Consider the following 16,243-nt stretch of genomic DNA (forward strand, 5'->3'; position numbering starts at 1 on the left):
ACCCTCCTTACATTCGTTATACCTTTTTGTTAAGATACAACAATTACACCATTTACTACATGCTTTGTTTTAATTAATTATTAAAACGAGAGCATAATTCTCAGAGCTATATCTTTTTACCTTAACAATTCTTTTTTGATTTCCTCTTCAATCATCTTAGTTAAACTCGTATCAAACTCACTCCTCGAAAAATCCCTAACCTCCCCGGGATCATATCGGTTTCCTATTCTTTTTTCAATAGCATCATCTATTATGTTTTTGTCAAATCCCTTTATAATAGGCGTTACCTTCACCTGCCCTGCAGAGCCTTTACCATAAATTCCTTTGCTTTTATCAATGCAACCACCTGCACCAGGTTTACTGCTTCTAAAACCCTTTCTACACTCTACTGGTTCATACTTGATTTCACCATTTTTTATATATGCTATCCTATTATCTTCAGTATCCCGCAATCCTGTTGTTGTGGTTTTTTCTTTTAATTTTACACTATCATCAATTATTGGTTCCATATAATCCCTATACCGACCTTCATACTCATACTCTTTATAGATACCTCCACCTCCCATAGTGATTAAATCCTTGCACTCTTGTTTGCCTACACGACACTTTCTTATAAAAATAGGACCCCCATCCTTATCTGTGTATCTCTTTTCTCTGTTACCTCCTCCCTCTGAAGCTTCAATTTCAAAGATAGGATAATCAAGATCAATTTCCAATTCAGCTTTAATATAATCTCCTGGCATTCCTGCTCTAGTTTCAGTGGAACAGGCATTCTTCTTGGTGGCGTCATCTACATGATGTTTGCAGTGATTGGGTGTATTTTCTATGTGACCTGCTTCACCACATCCCCACACTTCTATTTCAACATGGCTAGATGTTGTTTGTGAGCCATCAAAATCAGAATTTCCACTTCCAAAATCACGGGATTTTTCGCTCTTTTTTTCCGGTTCTTGTTTCTTTTTTTCCAGTTGTTTCTCGATTATCTCTTTTAACTTCTCTTTGAGACCTTCTAAATCGAACCTACACAATTTATCAGCGTAAAAGACCTCTGTTCTATCTGCTTTAATCAGTTGATCTTTTAATTGTGTGCACTTTTGTACTTTAACATCCTTATCTTTACAATCCACTTCCTCATACCTTAAGTAAAATGAACTACCATCTTTTTTATTCAAATATCGTGTTGAGCGACTACACACTCCACCAAAACAAATGCAACCATCATCACCTTGCTTACATATTACTTCTTTATGCTCTGCATCTATCAACTTATATACTACTTTGACTTTGTTGTTTGTAAATTGTTCATCTATGTCTTTATCGCGATCCACGCAGTAACTGCATTTTCCCTTCTCCTGCTTATTTTCATCAGGAAAGAAAACATACCCTTGTTTATTGAATATTATTTTATCCAGCCGACCTTGAGGTCTGTTTAATAGGTCGACTATTTCCTTGCTTGGAAGATAATAGAACTGATTTGATTCCTTTGAGTAAACAGCATTATATTTAATATATCTTGTTCTCATTGATTTTAGTGGTACTATCTTACCTTCTCTTTCAAGAACAAACTCCTCTGGTTGTGGTTGCCAGCCAGAAAGACAAAGCATTTTACTGTTAGAATTTTCTTTATACTTTACTTCTATTTCTGGTTGTCCTAAGTTGTTCAATTTGCATTTATTTCCTTGAAACTCTTTACATTCTGTTTCAATATCAGGAACATAGTCATATTCTTTCAGAACTTCAAATTGTTGCGGATTACTTTCTAATATACCTTCTATAATATTATCAATATAACTTTTTTCGTTATTACTATCAGTTGTTTTTGCTACTATTGCTGGTTGTACTACTTTTAAAGATAGAGGGCCAATGTTTGTAGAAGAACCAGCATTAACATTAAAAGTACAGGAACCATTACTGTAAATTCCATGTGCTCTATAAGTACAAGTGCTCTCGCTCATCCTCATTTTTATTTCCAACGTATTTTCATCTACTACCTTTACTACCTCAGGCTCTGGAGCAGGTGGTGCAGGAAAACAGCGGACGAACTGCAGATCATCTATACTTTGAGTTCCACGGTATTCAGCGCAGAGCTTATCTTTTTCTCTATAGGTTTTGAAGTAGTGTGTAGTGCCATCTCTATCCAAAATAGAGCGCCACTCAGCTTTATTTTCTCCATACCCTTTAGGGAAATCTAACTTTTCCCCAATCTCCCCATCTCTTCCTTTCAGATCACCAATTATTACCTTAACCTTAGGGTCAAAATAATCATTGTCTCCATTTGTTATAGGAACGATTCTAACTTGTGGAGGTGACATCGCAAGTTGTTCACAAAGTGGAGGTGGGCCAGGTGCAAGTGGCACAGGAGCACATTTTACTTTTTTCTGATAGCAAGTATCACAAATATTTTCCATTCCTCCAGGGCGAAAAATATTTGCTCCTTCACCTACTTTATCAGCCCATTCAAAAATACCACTTACACAAGCCGCTTTTTGGCTACAAGCACATATTTTAGGAGAATTAGCAAATTTCTTTTTTTCTTCATCAGTAACATTATCTACCCACTCCCACTCAAGACCTTTCGCAATTCCTTCCTTAATTTTTCCATCACCTAACATTTTATCTCCTTCCCAGTCGATAAAAACTGCTGCAGAAATTCCAGCTCCGCTTGCCTGTGTTCCGTATATCTGGCGGCAAGACGTTCCATTAGCTAATACATAACAATTACCTCCTTTATAGTCGCAAACTTGAATCTTTGGATTAAAATAACCATCAACTCCTTGGTCTTTGACTGCTGTTACTTTAATTTCTTTTAATAAGTGAGGATCAAAGCTTAAATCATCCCACTTACCAGTAAAGAAGTTCGCAAGACCTTTTCCTATTGTGCTTCCCCCAGCTTCAAAATCAGTACGAGTGTATATATTTGTGCAAGTATCAGAATATCCATTACTTGCAATTAGCAAAATTAATGCTAGAAAAAAAAATTTAGCTTTAAGCTCTACACTTCTCATAAAATACCGGTAACCACTTATTAGCTTCTTCCCCTTTTTCCTTTATTGCCTCGTACATGTACTTTATAGTCTCTTTATTAGCTGAAAGTACATATATTTCTTGCATATTCTTTAAATCTAAATTTAAAGTTACTAACCCTTTATACTGTTTTATCAAAAATAAACCTTCCTGTGTTGGCGTCTGCAGAATTATATTCAGCTCCTCTTTGGATAAAGAAAATGCTTTCATGTATAATCTATTTGCATTGACGTTTGGCATCAAGATCCTTGTATCAACATGCTTGTCTAAATATTGAGTAAATTTGCTAGCAAATGCGAGGTTCAAATTCTCAGTACTTAGGATTACCACAACATTTAGTTCCGTCATTCTTTGCATCCAGTTATCAAACTCTTTCTCTGTAGGAAAAATATTACTTATCTCCCATGCTTCATCCAAAACAAGTATTGCAGGTGAACCATCACATTTTGCCTCAAAAGAATATAAAAAATAGTAAAGTATCACGGACATACATTCTTTTTGTTTTGTGAGATTTGCAGTGTTGAGAGATATAGTTTTTACCTCCCAGTCGATATTTGATTCATCACCATCTTGAAATAAGTAAGCAAAGTCACCATCATCACACCATCTACTTATTTTACCCCCGAGGAGCAAAAGCACCTCAGAAATTTGTGAAATAGAACGCGATTCCCTTGGTATAGCAAATATAGAATCCACAATTTTTCTTATCTTTTCTTCTACGTCCACCAAGCTCGTATCGGCTACCATTCTTTTGATCAGTTCAATCAGCATATTGCGACTGGAAGCACTGTCTTCAATGTTTAGTGGATTAAATTTTAGGCTTTTATCTTTATATTTTGGGTCAATTATGTAATATTTACCACTCACTGCTTTAGTAAAAATTATTGATTTTCCAGTGTTATCCAATATGACAATTCTTGGGTTAAACTTTCTTGATTCTGATAATAGGAAATTAATGAGTGAGGTTCTGCCTGAATTTGGAGCTCCAAGTACCGTAGTGTGACCATTGTTTTTTTTTCCATGAAAATTAAAGAAGTAAGGACTTCCTTTTTTTGAAAAAAAGACCGTTACCGCTTCTTTCCACCTTCTTCCTTTTAATGTACCTGACGTAAAATCGTGCAGCATAGCAAAACTGCAAGCATATTTTGCTAATATATTTTTCGGTTGCGTAATAAAAGTAAAATTGCCTGGAAGTTGTGCCCAAAAATGACTTTCCATATGTAGATCAGTTCTAAACATCATGAAGCCAATCAATGACATTATAGAAGATAAATCACCAATACCTTCAGCTAACTTATTCCTATCGTCTGCAAATATTGTAAAAATAATTTTCTGTTGACAGAAGTCTAGACTAGAGGTCTTTTCAAGCTCTATTATTTCTTCAATTCCTGAGCTTTTAAGTAAGGTATTATCCTCACTAATTTGCAGCATGTTAATTTGTTTGTTAAATTCTTTTATTGCCTTACTATTACTAGTAAATATCATTATTTCTGTAATGATAAATTCAGATTCAAGCTGCAAGCACCTATCTATATTGCCTAAGGGGATTTCCCGGTATTCCTTCATGCTGAAAATAGAGCCAAATTTTTGTTGATTTTCAAATATTGTTTGAAACGTATTGAAACCAAAAGCTATCTTTAAATTTTCAACATGTTGCGACAGATCCCTTTCACATATTGGGTGATCTTTGTGCGTTAATGTAACAATATAATGAAGAAATTCCGTCATTTCAGAATATATGTTACCCTCACTAAACCTTAGACCCAGCTTTTTAGCTCCGAAAGGTTCTAGGTCACTTTGAATTAAGTCAGTTATCTTTTGCAACTCCTGGTGGCTTTCTTGTAAAGACAGCTTATGCTTATTCTTTATTCTGTTAAAAAGAAATGAATTATTAGTATGCTTGCCAAAATCGCTAAACAATATCACAACGTACAATTCATTTATATACTGTAATTTACTATCAGTTAGTTTATTAAACCATGTTGAATGTAGATCATCAGAGAAGTCTTCAGTTTTATTCCATTTTAAACTTAGTTTATTGCGCTTTCTGGCAGTATGAATCCAAACGGTAAAATATAGGCTATTAATATTTTTTGATATGCTTTTTCTGATTTCAGTTCTAAGGTCGCTGTAGTTATCAACAGAAGAATAATCTTCTAACTTGATTATTTTTAACAATTCTCCCTGTTTTGTTAGTATGGTTTCTTCGTTGTAATGACAAGCATAAGGAATAAAATCTAAATCAATGCTCTCTAGTAATGCTAAGTTGTTCTTTTTTTCAAACTTAGAGTTAATTGCTGGTACTTTTAGCTGCATATGCGTATTCAATAAAGATAATTAAAAAAGATAAAAATACTATCTTAATTTTTATCTTTTTTTTCGCTATCGGATTGTAATTTTATATCTTTTGCAAAATTAAATTTTTCTTTTAAGTAGTCTGTTGCCTTTTCTGTACTACCAAACATCATGATCAGTACACCAAACATTATCATAAAAAAGATTAGACCTCTGAACACTACTGCAAGTATCACCGCAGCTATACACAACCCTATGATTGTTGAAGGACTCATATTTTCTATAGTATCTTTAATTGAAAATGAAGAAATAAAATCTTTTACCGTTTCTTGTACATCCTTTAATTCATCACTCACCGAACTTGCTTCGCTAGAATATGATACAAAAATAAAACTTAACAGGGCTATAAAAACCAAAACTTTATTCAATTGAACGTGCATAAACTAAACACCTTTTAAACACTCCTCAACTATAACAACTTTTACATCAACAGGCAAGAGCTGAATTCACTTATCCACTACAAGTAACACATATTTAATTTTTACAGATGTGAACATGCTGTAAGCTCTTTATCATCAACAGGACGACTCAAATTGGTGGATGTTAATTCACTTGAAGGGGGGGTTAAATACCATGTGACTGCTGTTGCTATAGTAAACACTGCAGCCATAATAAGCAATCCTTCTCCTACCAATCCTGATGTCATTGCTCCTGCAACAAGACACCCTACTGCTAAAAGGGCACAACCTGCTACAAGTGCAACGTGAAGATTTCTGTTATTGGGTTGTTTTTTAGATAGAACCTCTTTATCGTTATTGTTATTATCAGGAGCACTTTGTTCACTTAAAACAGCTTCCTTCTTTTGTTCTTCAAGTTTAAGTTCCTCTTTCCCAGGTAATGTTGATCCAGATTTCTCACTATTTAACTTTAGCTCTTCTTTCACGACTTGCTCTGGTTGCATTTGATCTTCAATCTTTTTATTATATTTAGAAGGAGATCTTCGTCCACTTGGCCCTTTGGACCTTGTTTTAGTTAGGTGTACTAATTTTGTCTCTCCTTCATCCTCTGGTTGCAAACCATTATCTTCTTCAGTAGAGCTTAGTGTTGAGTTTAAACTTTCTTCAGATAAAGTGCTTGTTGCTGATAGTTCACGTGAACCCATTCCACTATCTGATTCACTGTCACTACTGAGTTTAGAAGTTTGCTTCTCCTCTATTTCTTCCACAACCTTGCTATATTTTTCAAACACTTCCTCTGTAACATCTGAATTACTAAGTATTTTATTATCACCACTTTTTTTCTCAGCTACATTCAAGGGTGTTTCTTGTGTGTTGTTTTGCTCTTCAATATGTTTTAGCTGCATTTGATCTTCAATATTTTCTTCAACAGCATTTGGTATTGAGCTTACACTGCTGCTCCTGTTAGTAATATCCAAAATTGTTTGTACTATTGCTGTCTTTTTTTTTGAGTCTAGTTTTTTTGACTCTGTTATTTCTGCTTTCAACGCTGGAAGAAAGTGTTGGGTATAATTATTATAATGTTCTCTTTTTTTTCCACTGATTTTTCTAACTCAGCTAATGCTTCAGGACTAGTTCCTTGCTTGGATAACTCTAAGTGTTTTGCGATAGCCTGCTCATCTTGTCGTGCTCTCAGTAATTCTTCTAATTCAGTTAACACCTTAGGACTAGCTCCTTGCTTGAACAACTGTTTGCATTTTCTGAGAGTCTCGTCTCGCTTACTGTCTGGGCTTTCGTGTTTATGATTTTCTTTCGTTACCTTTGCGTATATCACGTCATGCAATTCAGAGTCTTTTTTATTATTCTTAGGTTTTTTTAAAGGACTTAGCATAGCACTTCTCCATACATAACAAAATGTATAGATACCTCTTTAGCATTAATTTTACATTAAAACTGGGCAATTATGCCCTATCATGAATAATTACGGCAACCTGTTAACTATTTGCTTTCTGGGTTTTCTACTTCTACAAATTTGCTTTTGATATAATTGTTCGCTTGTTGAACTAACATGTCTATCACTTCTTTTACAGGCTTTTCTCTATCAACCATGCCAACACTTTGACCGGCCATTAAAGATCCCGTTTCAACATCTCCATCAATTACTGCTCTTCTTAAAGCTCCAGCCCAGAATTTTTCTATTTCAAGCTGCCCATCTTCTTTTGAGATCTGCCCATTTTGGTATTTATCAATAACTTTTTTTTGATGCTTCATAAAATCATCACTTGCTTTGTTGGCTATGGCTCTTACTGGAATTACAGGAAAATCAGCACTTATCTGTACAGAAGGTATTGCATTACGTGCGGCTGATTTAATAAACACTTTCTTAAAATTTTTGTGGGCAATTGACTCATTAGTGCAGACAAATAATGTACCTATTTGACAGCCACTTGCCCTCATTTCTAAGTAATTAACTATCATCTCACCTTTTCCTATTCCACCTGCAACAAACACTGGTATTTGTTCATTTTTAAAATGAGGCAATATCTCTTGTGCGAGAACAGAAGTGCTAACTGGCCCTATGTGCCCACCTGCTTCCATCCCTTCTATTATTAACGCATCTACTCCCATTTTTACTAACCTTTTCGCAAGGCTTAATGCTGGTGCAAAGCACATAACTTTAATGCCTGCACTCTTAATTTTTTCTATATTAGGCTTCGTTGGTAATCCGCCAGCAAGCACTATATGGCTTGCTTTCGTTTCAATACACACATCTATCAACTCACTCAACTTTGGGTGCATAGTAATTAGGTTTACACCAAATGGTTTGTTAGTTAATTTCTGTGTCTCTATGATTTCTTTTTTCAATAGGTCTGGAAACATTGCACCACATGCAATTACACCGAAACCACCAGCGTTTGAGATTGCCGAAACCAAGTTTCTCTCTGAAACCCAGCTCATAGCACCACCCATTATCGCAAACTCACTACCAAGAAAATCTGTTCCTTTTTTCCAGAGGCTACTTAACATATAACCTATATCATACGTTTAAAAATGTTTTGCTTATCTATAAATGTGTGTTTCAAAGCGCCAAGTATATGCAAGATTATAAAGAGTACCATAAAACATGCAAGCATCGAATGTAGCTGATTAGCCGTGTTAGCTAGATCTTTGTTTTGATTAATCAACAAAGGGATATGAAAAAAATACTTGATCTTTTTGCCAGAAGCAGAAGACATAACATAGCCAGATAGTGGCATTAGCACCATCAAAGAATACAAACCAAAGTGTACTGTTTTGCTTACATTGATTACAAATCGAGAGAAATTCCCTGGTAGTGGTGGAGCGTAAGTAAAGATGCGAAAAAATATGCGTACAACAATCAACCCAAGAATAGTGATACCGCAAGCCTTATGAATAGCGTATATGTTGAACTTAATCTCATTGCTAAGTGGTAAGCTTTTCATATAAAGTCCAGAGCAAAGCATACCAATAATAAAAACAGCCATCAACCAATGGATAACTCTTAAACCTAGGCTATATTTATCGTCTTCCATTTTGATTACCCTAAAGTAGCATTTATATAATAGAAAAACTATTTTTCAATCAAAATTATTAAAGCAATTTAGATTTACCGACAATGTAGCTATACAAATTCGACCCAGCCGAGAGTCAAGTGGCACCTAAGCCATAGAAACGGATTAAATGCAAAACTTCCTTGACAAACTCCGCCAGCCCCCTTATCATGAAACTGAAGGTATTCAGTTATCTTCATCTGTGCAGATTAAACAGCAAGAAAACAACGTAGTTGGCGTCTTATTTTTAATTTTTTGCACTATGTGCACCTTATGTCTTCACAACATTTCTGGGTTTTTACCTACATAAGCTGAAACGCGCTTATAAGTCGTTTAAGACAGTATAGTACGCCAATTTGCAGGATTAGAGAGTGACAACTAGCTAACACGGGATTTCTTTTGCCTTTTTTTCTGCTTAGTAAATTTCTTAAACATTTGAACTAAGGTGAGTTGCACTTAAAAGCAGCTAAATTGCAGTGTTTAAGACTTAAAAAAACGCCAATACAGAAAATAGACAATGACTAGGGCTTCTTTTGCCTTTTTTTTCGCTTGGTAAATTTCTTAATGTTTGTAGCTAAACGACAACCGTCATCCCGCTACTTGTTAGCGGGATCTAGAGATACCGCGAATGAATCGCGGTATGACGTGGTAGACTTGGTGTTTGCCTACGCTTGTCATTCCAGCGCCTCCCTCTGTCATCCCAGTGCTCCGACACTGGGATCCAGTTTTTTCATAATCATCAAAACGTTGTGTTTTAACAACCACTTTCTATGCTAGTTTGCTTGCTCACAAGCAAACTTTTCTGGATCCCAGTGTCTGGGCACTGGGATGACACCCTCTTGGATGGAAACCAGTGTCAGCTACTCGGATGACAGAGGGAGGCGCTGGAATGACAAAGTGAAGTATCTGCTTCTGTCATCCTATGATAGCTAAAATGTATTAAATAGGACTTGATCTGACACTTAAAATAAGTAAGTTATAAAATAATAAAAGAAAGGAGTGTTAGAAATGAGTACAATACAAACAAAAATACTAAAACCAAAGCTAGGGTTATTAGAGCTAGCAAAACAACTAGGAAATGTATCTCAAGTGTAAAAGACCTGGATTCCAGCGTCACGCACTGGAATGAGATTGTGGGGTGTTAGGTGTCATCCAAGTAGCGTGACTACTTGCTGTATTACCAAGTCCAATTAAGTGCAGCATCATCATTTATTGGAGGCTCAAAATACGGTTGTGACATTACTTCTTTTACAGCGTTTTGGAATCCTAAATCTTTTAAGGTATCTGCTATAACTTTAGTTTTAAAGGACTCTTCTCCCGCAAGTTTATTAGCTACATCATCGATTGATGCCCCTACTTTTGCGCTTAAAAAAGCTTTTGCTGTTTGATTATCACCATACGCTGTATCATTAGCATCAAGAAATCCTCGTAATTTTTCCACTAAAATTGATTTGTTGCCATCTTTTGCACCAAGTACCTTTCCTGCTACAGCTGATGTTTCAAGTTGAGAAGTTTGAACAACTTTGTCTGTGAGTTTGCTTAAGATAGCTTTAGCACCATCTTCAGTTGCGTTGGAACCATCAGCTTTAACAACTACGTTATTTCCAGTGAGTGTACCTAACATAGTATTCACACCAGCTTCAGTTGCATTGTCACCAGTAACGTTAACTTTAGTAGTTAGATCTGGAACTTTAACAACTACGTTATTTCCAGTGAGTGTACCTAACATAGCATTCACACCAGCTTCAGTTGCATTGTCACCAGTAACGTTAACTTTAGTAGTTAGATCTGGAACTTTAACAACTACGTTATTTCCAGTGAGTATACCTAACATAGCATTCACACCAGCTTCAGTTGCATTAGCACCATCAACATCAGCTTTCTTTACCACCTTAGCATCCACATCTTTTTTAGTATAAACACCATTATCATTAGCCCCTGCTTTGAGCTTTACTAATAGAGCATTTACAAAATCACTATCGTCTATGAGCTCTCGTTTTGTCTTACCATTCAAATTATCAAGCAACGCCATATCACACTCTCCGTTAATTACAAAAACCATAGCATGCATGAAAAAAGTATAATTTTTGTTAATGCTAGATTTTACATAAGATTTCCTTGAAGCTTGTCGTTTCAGAATTCTTCTCTTACCATCCCAGGCCCCTCTCCTGTCATCCCAGTGCATGACACTGGGATCCAGGTTGCTCACAAGCAAACTAGCATAGAAAGTGGTTACAATGGTTTCGATGAGATTGCAGAAAGGCTAGATCCAGTGTCAGCTACTCGGATGACACCATTCTTTTTCCTGGATCCCAGTGTCTGGGCACTGGGATGACAAGGAAGGTAGGCGCTGGGATGACAAGGGAGGGAGGCACTGGAATGACAGGAGAAGGTACTGGACTGACAATCGTCATCCCGCTACTTGTTAGCGGGATCTAGAGATACCGCTGCGGTATGACGGTTCGCGGTGGTATGACGTAGGACTGCTGTCATCCCGCTACTTGTTAGCGGAATGGTAGGGAAACCTTAGCTATAGAGATACCGCGAATGAATCGCGGTATGACGTGTTGCTTGGGTCAGCTATACTTGCTTCCCTGTATGTATTAGATGTAGGCCGAGTTATGATCGTGATAAACATAATCGCTTGCGCAATCAAACATTTTCACAAAGCCATTCTCTAGATAAAGATTATATTCGTGATGTTGATCTGATAATACAATATTATCTTGCTCCCCTAAATTGAAATGACTTGAATCTGACAGCAATTCATAATTTGGATTATCTATTTTACTAATGCTGCTTATTACTTTGCCATTACCACTTGATATAGCTAAACTATAACTATCACCATCCTTCATTATCTTGATGGATACCTTATCTTCAGGTAACGCTATAAGCTTTTTCGTATCACCATCGTGAATTACGAACTTGCCTTTTTCAAAATAATATTTGTCTTCTGGCAAAGCACCAACCTTATAATTTGATGTATGCAATTTGTTCCAGAAATCTAACACAGATTGCTTATCTGTTCCTTCTGCTCTATCATACAAAGATTTTACATCATTGTAATCTATGGTTACATTTGCCTTGTGCTTTCCTTCTGAATCTCGATCATAGCTCTTTTCTATTTTCAAGATTGTGTCTTTCAATACTACCTGTTCTTTTTCCTCTACTGAAGCTGACCTTTTTGCCCTTGTTGGAATTTGTGGCTGATCAGACTGCATTTCACTATTGTCGTTTGATACAGTTCTCTCTTCAGCAACAACATTAGTAGTACTATGGCTCATGTTAACTTCTGTCTTAGTTTCACTTACTTGCCCTTTTGGACTTTCGGTTTGTTTCTCTTTTGTGAATATTCTCTGATAGTCCGTGTAGCCTCTATTAGTATCACCGATATCGCCACTGCCTTGATCAAAAGTTATTTTTTTACTTCCATTCCCCATGTCCTCAATTTCAACTTGAGGAGAAACAGATGCGAGGAAATCGTTATAACTGTAGTTGTAGTCAGCAGAAAAGAATATTTTCCCTTTGAAGTTATGGAAATTATTAGATAACATTCCAATTTCTTCATCAGTATCACCATCAAATAGTTTTACTTTAGTGAAATATGTTTGATCTTTTATTCTAACTATTTCACCACTGGAGTTTCTTGGTATGTGGTAATCATTTGGATCATGTTTAATGGCAAAAAGTTTACCAGAGCCATATTTCTCTAAGTTTATAAGGCCCACATTTACATGTTTATGGGAATAATCTCTCTTCTCATATTCATGTGCAAATATTGGATCTATGTATCTATATTCATCTGGTATATCTGGCATACCCATTGGATGTTCATCACCATCTTTCGTCACCGGAACAAGCTTATATGCTCCGTCTTTTTCCACTAATTTTAGATGAGAAATGCTGTTTGGTAATTGAAACCTTACATTTGCTCCATGGTCATGAATAAATAGATCACCTTTCTCGGTAATATAAAAGCCCATATTTTTGAACTCATGTAAGCGCTCGTCTCCTTGCTTTACAACCGCTTCGTACACATCATCGTCTGTCCTATCTGTTCCCTTATTATCCAGTAATGTTCCTTTTTCCACGATTACTCCGCTTTCTCTTTGCTCATCAGAATATTGTGCATGCTCTGAATCCTGATGATTCAAAATCTTAGGGCCTCTGAGGAGCAGAGAATCTAAATCTTTTTGAATGTGTCCAGTACTAGGATGCAACAATTCATTTTCATGTAAATGTGCTTCATCAAAGTATTCATCGCGTTCAACTGTTCTGCCATCTATTAGAGAAGCTTTATACTGACCATTTTCTTTTGTAACTGCCATATAAGCACTACCATCATATGAAACATTTAGGTTGTGCAATGTATCCTCAAAAACAAAAGTTTCTTTAGTTTGGCCTTCAACTTGCTTAAAAAATCCTGATTCGCTCAATAACTCTCCAAGTTTTGTATTTCCATCATATATAGACAGTGCACCCATATCCCCGTGACCAAGAGCTTTTATAGAGAAAATCTTGCCTTCTTGTAGATCAATATGATTTGTACCTCTTATCAAGTTTGGATCGATATTGATCATCTCTCCTAACATCTTTTCTACATCGATGTTCTTAGTCGCTTTTACTTGTTCTAAGCCAGTGTTTATGGTTTTATCAAGCAAGGAGTTTTTTGATTCCTCATACTTATTTAATAATGCATCTTTCAGTTGTGTATATTTGTCTTGTGTAGCACTATATAATCTCTTATCTTCATTATAATAATCAGTGCTAGCTAATTTGAATTTTTCTGAATATTTTTCATAAGAAATCTCTCTTCTTTCGTATTGCTCAGATGCATCATGGCGCTGTGTGTCTTCCTGTTCACGCAGGCCTTTCAACACATCACCATATTCTATATCCTTCTGCTTATCTAAGTTTTCTAGTTCATCCACATATCTTTTTTCTAAATTTTTTTTCCCTTCATCGTAAGATTCTCTTAAATCTTCACCATATCTTGATAATATCCTTAAAGCCTGATTTTTATATTCTTGACTGTTTTGATATTCATTACCTTGTTGGTCAGAATAAGTTAGTTTATTCTGTCCATCAGAAACCTTGAGGAAATGATATTCCTTTGATATATCTAAATGATCATTTGTTGCCCTATTTATAGCACGAGCAACATTATGAAATGCAACATGTTCTACAGAAGAAAAACTTCCAACGTTTTCTCCATCTATTTTTTCTATATTTGCTTTATAGTAGGATACGTTTTTAATTTCTCCACCCAATATTTCCTGACCAGTTGCTATAAAATCTCCTTTTGTAACTTGCAAAGCGTTGAGATGTTCCATTGCAGTTTCTGTATCATTCTCAGCAAGCCAACTTTTGAAGTCAGCATCATGTCCTTTTATGTCTTTCAAGAAACTTTTTGACTCATCTGGGTTACCTTGACGTAAAGCATCTAGGTAGTCTCTTAATAAACTAGGATCTTTTTCCTGTAAGTACATTATCAACGCATGACCTGTTTTATAAACCAGGCTATTTGCTTCGCTGTCCTTTGAATATTCTAAACTTAAAATTTTATCTAAATCCAAATTTGCAGCTTCAGTTTTGTCGATACTTGATCCTTGAGCATTGAATTTATGATCTGAATGATGCTCAAAGTAATCTGCAATTCCTTCCATTAATACTGTAGGTAGGTGCTTACCTCCTGTAGCCAAGTAAGTTAAACCATGTGCAAATTCATGCTGAAGGTTATGAACGCCACCTTGCTGATAGACATACATTTCAGCAAAAACATCAGCTTCCCCTTTGTAGTAACATTTACCACCCTCATCTCCAAGGTAAGAACCGAAACTCTCACTTCCGCCAAGGTGAGTGTAATCATCCTTGTCATCAAACATATAAATTTTAAATGTTTGTTCTGAGTTGCTGTGTTCTAACTTGAATGTATCTTTAAAACTAGTAGCTGTTTCTTTTATCTCACTTTCAATTGTTGCAATTTTACTTGCTCTTAAATTATGAGAATAAACTTCTACTTTAATATTTAAATCTTTAACTTCTACAACATGTGACGAATTAAACCCTTTGCCGTTATTGTTAAAGTATTCTTCTTTAGTTATATTTTTATTTATTTGTTGATTGATTGTCATAATTCTAACCTCTAATTTATTAACTCTTCAAATATAAGGTGACCTCTACTAAAAAAGTGTGAATTTCTGTATTAATATAATTTGTGTCTTAGTGAAGAAGTATAAGTTATTAATTTAATGTGTAAAATATTAGCACAGAAAAAATCTAGATTCTAATGTCATGTTGGATAGTGTGATAAAGGTAAGAATTTAAAAGCAAATTGACTTTCATTCCACCAAAGCACTATACTAAAACCACGATGGGTAATTAGCTCAGTTGGTAGAGCACTTGCTTGACGTGCAAGCGGTCGCTGGTTCGAACCCAGTGTTACCCACGTTTTTGTTCATGAAAAGATTTTATATGACAGCAGTGCATAACGGCAAACACTCAGCAGCACAGTCCAAGCGCTTAATCTATTCCGTAATAATAGTTGCGATAACAATGTTTATGGAAATAGTAGGTGGAATAATTTCACATTCGCTTGCTCTACTATCAGATGCAGGGCATATGCTCACTGACCTCTTTGCCTTAGTTTTAAGCTGGTTAGCACACAAATTTTCAGCTAAGAAATCTGATTTGCAAAGATCATACGGGTATCATCGGTTGCAGATAATTGCAGCATTTGTTAATGGTTTAACTTTATTTTTTATTGCAGTAATCATTATAATTGAGTCAATAAAAAGATTTATTTTTCCGGTAAATGTTGAGTGGAAAGTAATGTTAGTAATTGCCACACTTGGCCTGATCTCTAATATTATAGTCTTTTTTATATTACATAGTAAATGCGAGAGCAATATAAACATAAAAAGTGCTGTACTACACGTTATAGGAGATATTTTAGGTTCTGTAGCTGCTGTACTTGCATCCATAATTATCATGTTTACTGGATGGCAAATGGTGGATCCGATTTTATCGGTATTTGTCAGTGTAATCATTTTGAATAGTGGCTACAAAATTCTAAAGAATTCTTGCCACATACTTCTTGAAGGCACACCTGAAGGGATATCTACTGAGGAAATAAAAAGTAAGATCACATCAGAATTACCTGAAGTGATAGATGTGCACCACATACATGCATGGTCACTGTCTGATAATTATTTTATAATTACCATGCATGCCAAAGTAAAGCAAGATGCACAACACACTGATATTTTGTACAGAATAAAAAAAATATTGCTAGATAAGTTCGAGATAGCACATTCCACAGTTGAAATTGAATACGATGAGTGTGCAGATAATAAGATACTTAAACATTGACGTTTTAAATTACTATGCTAT

At 35.5% G+C, this 16,243-nt stretch carries 12 protein-coding genes, 1 tRNA gene and 1 pseudogene; 4 read left to right on the plus strand and 10 right to left on the minus strand.

Features of this window, described 5'->3' with window-relative positions; translation table 11 throughout:
- Positions 1 to 116: 116 nt before the first annotated feature.
- From ACE38O_RS05245 to ACE38O_RS05280, 8 genes are all read right to left on the minus strand, one after another.
- Entirely contained in the window at positions 117 to 3,005 is a 2,889-nt protein-coding gene (locus ACE38O_RS05245; protein WP_374698492.1) for a hypothetical protein, read from the minus strand.
- Positions 2,986 to 5,340, minus strand: coding sequence for a type VI secretion protein (locus ACE38O_RS05250; RefSeq protein WP_374698493.1), 2,355 nt, complete (start codon positions 5,338 to 5,340; stop codon positions 2,986 to 2,988). The genes ACE38O_RS05245 and ACE38O_RS05250 overlap by 20 nt, the downstream gene beginning before the upstream one ends.
- A 44-nt stretch (positions 5,341 to 5,384) precedes the next feature.
- Positions 5,385 to 5,759 (minus strand): hypothetical protein, encoded by a 375-nt coding sequence (locus ACE38O_RS05255; protein ID WP_374698494.1) that lies wholly within the window; start codon positions 5,757 to 5,759, stop codon positions 5,385 to 5,387.
- Positions 5,760 to 5,860: 101 nt separating this feature from the next.
- Complete coding sequence (locus ACE38O_RS05260; RefSeq protein ID WP_374698495.1) at positions 5,861 to 6,754, minus strand: hypothetical protein; 894 nt, start codon at positions 6,752 to 6,754, stop codon at positions 5,861 to 5,863.
- Between the two features lie 65 nt (positions 6,755 to 6,819).
- Entirely contained in the window at positions 6,820 to 7,167 is a 348-nt protein-coding gene (locus ACE38O_RS05265; RefSeq protein ID WP_374698496.1) for a hypothetical protein, read from the minus strand.
- Between the two features lie 107 nt (positions 7,168 to 7,274).
- On the minus strand, positions 7,275 to 8,303 hold the full coding sequence (locus ACE38O_RS05270) for an NAD(P)H-dependent flavin oxidoreductase (protein WP_374698497.1): 1,029 nt from the start codon (positions 8,301 to 8,303) through the stop codon (positions 7,275 to 7,277).
- A 5-nt stretch (positions 8,304 to 8,308) separates the two neighbouring features.
- Positions 8,309 to 8,830: a cytochrome b gene (locus ACE38O_RS05275; protein WP_374698498.1), complete on the minus strand. Its 522-nt coding sequence runs from the start codon at positions 8,828 to 8,830 to the stop codon at positions 8,309 to 8,311.
- A gap of 621 nt (positions 8,831 to 9,451) precedes the next feature.
- Positions 9,452 to 9,613, minus strand: coding sequence for a hypothetical protein (locus ACE38O_RS05280; RefSeq protein ID WP_374698499.1), 162 nt, complete (start codon positions 9,611 to 9,613; stop codon positions 9,452 to 9,454).
- A 243-nt stretch (positions 9,614 to 9,856) separates the two neighbouring features.
- Here ACE38O_RS05280 and ACE38O_RS05285 point away from each other — a divergent pair.
- Positions 9,857 to 9,962: pseudogene (locus tag ACE38O_RS05285) on the plus strand (IS481 family transposase); the annotation flags it as partial.
- Between the two features lie 63 nt (positions 9,963 to 10,025).
- On the opposite strand, the gene ACE38O_RS05290 reads toward ACE38O_RS05285, so the two are convergent.
- Positions 10,026 to 10,910, minus strand: a complete 885-nt coding sequence (locus ACE38O_RS05290) for a hypothetical protein (protein WP_374698500.1) — start codon at positions 10,908 to 10,910, stop codon at positions 10,026 to 10,028.
- A 63-nt stretch (positions 10,911 to 10,973) separates the two neighbouring features.
- Between ACE38O_RS05290 and ACE38O_RS05295 the strand changes: the two genes are divergently transcribed.
- Positions 10,974 to 11,183 carry a hypothetical protein gene (locus tag ACE38O_RS05295; protein ID WP_374698501.1) on the plus strand — a complete coding sequence of 70 codons (210 nt, stop codon included), beginning with the start codon at positions 10,974 to 10,976 and terminating at the stop codon, positions 11,181 to 11,183.
- A gap of 268 nt (positions 11,184 to 11,451) precedes the next feature.
- On the opposite strand, the gene ACE38O_RS05300 is transcribed toward ACE38O_RS05295, so the two are convergent.
- Complete coding sequence (locus tag ACE38O_RS05300) at positions 11,452 to 14,985, minus strand: peptidase M2 (RefSeq protein ID WP_374698502.1); 3,534 nt, start codon at positions 14,983 to 14,985, stop codon at positions 11,452 to 11,454.
- A gap of 241 nt (positions 14,986 to 15,226) precedes the next feature.
- Between ACE38O_RS05300 and ACE38O_RS05305 the strand changes: the two genes are divergently transcribed.
- Positions 15,227 to 15,299 (plus strand) — tRNA-Val (locus ACE38O_RS05305).
- 11 nt (positions 15,300 to 15,310) lie between these two features.
- Positions 15,311 to 16,222, plus strand: coding sequence for a cation diffusion facilitator family transporter (locus tag ACE38O_RS05310; RefSeq protein WP_374698503.1), 912 nt, complete (start codon positions 15,311 to 15,313; stop codon positions 16,220 to 16,222).
- Positions 16,223 to 16,243: the final 21 nt, after the last annotated feature.

The organism is Wolbachia endosymbiont (group B) of Limnophora tigrina (assembly GCF_964263235.1).
Classification (GTDB): Bacteria; Pseudomonadota; Alphaproteobacteria; order Rickettsiales; family Anaplasmataceae; genus Wolbachia.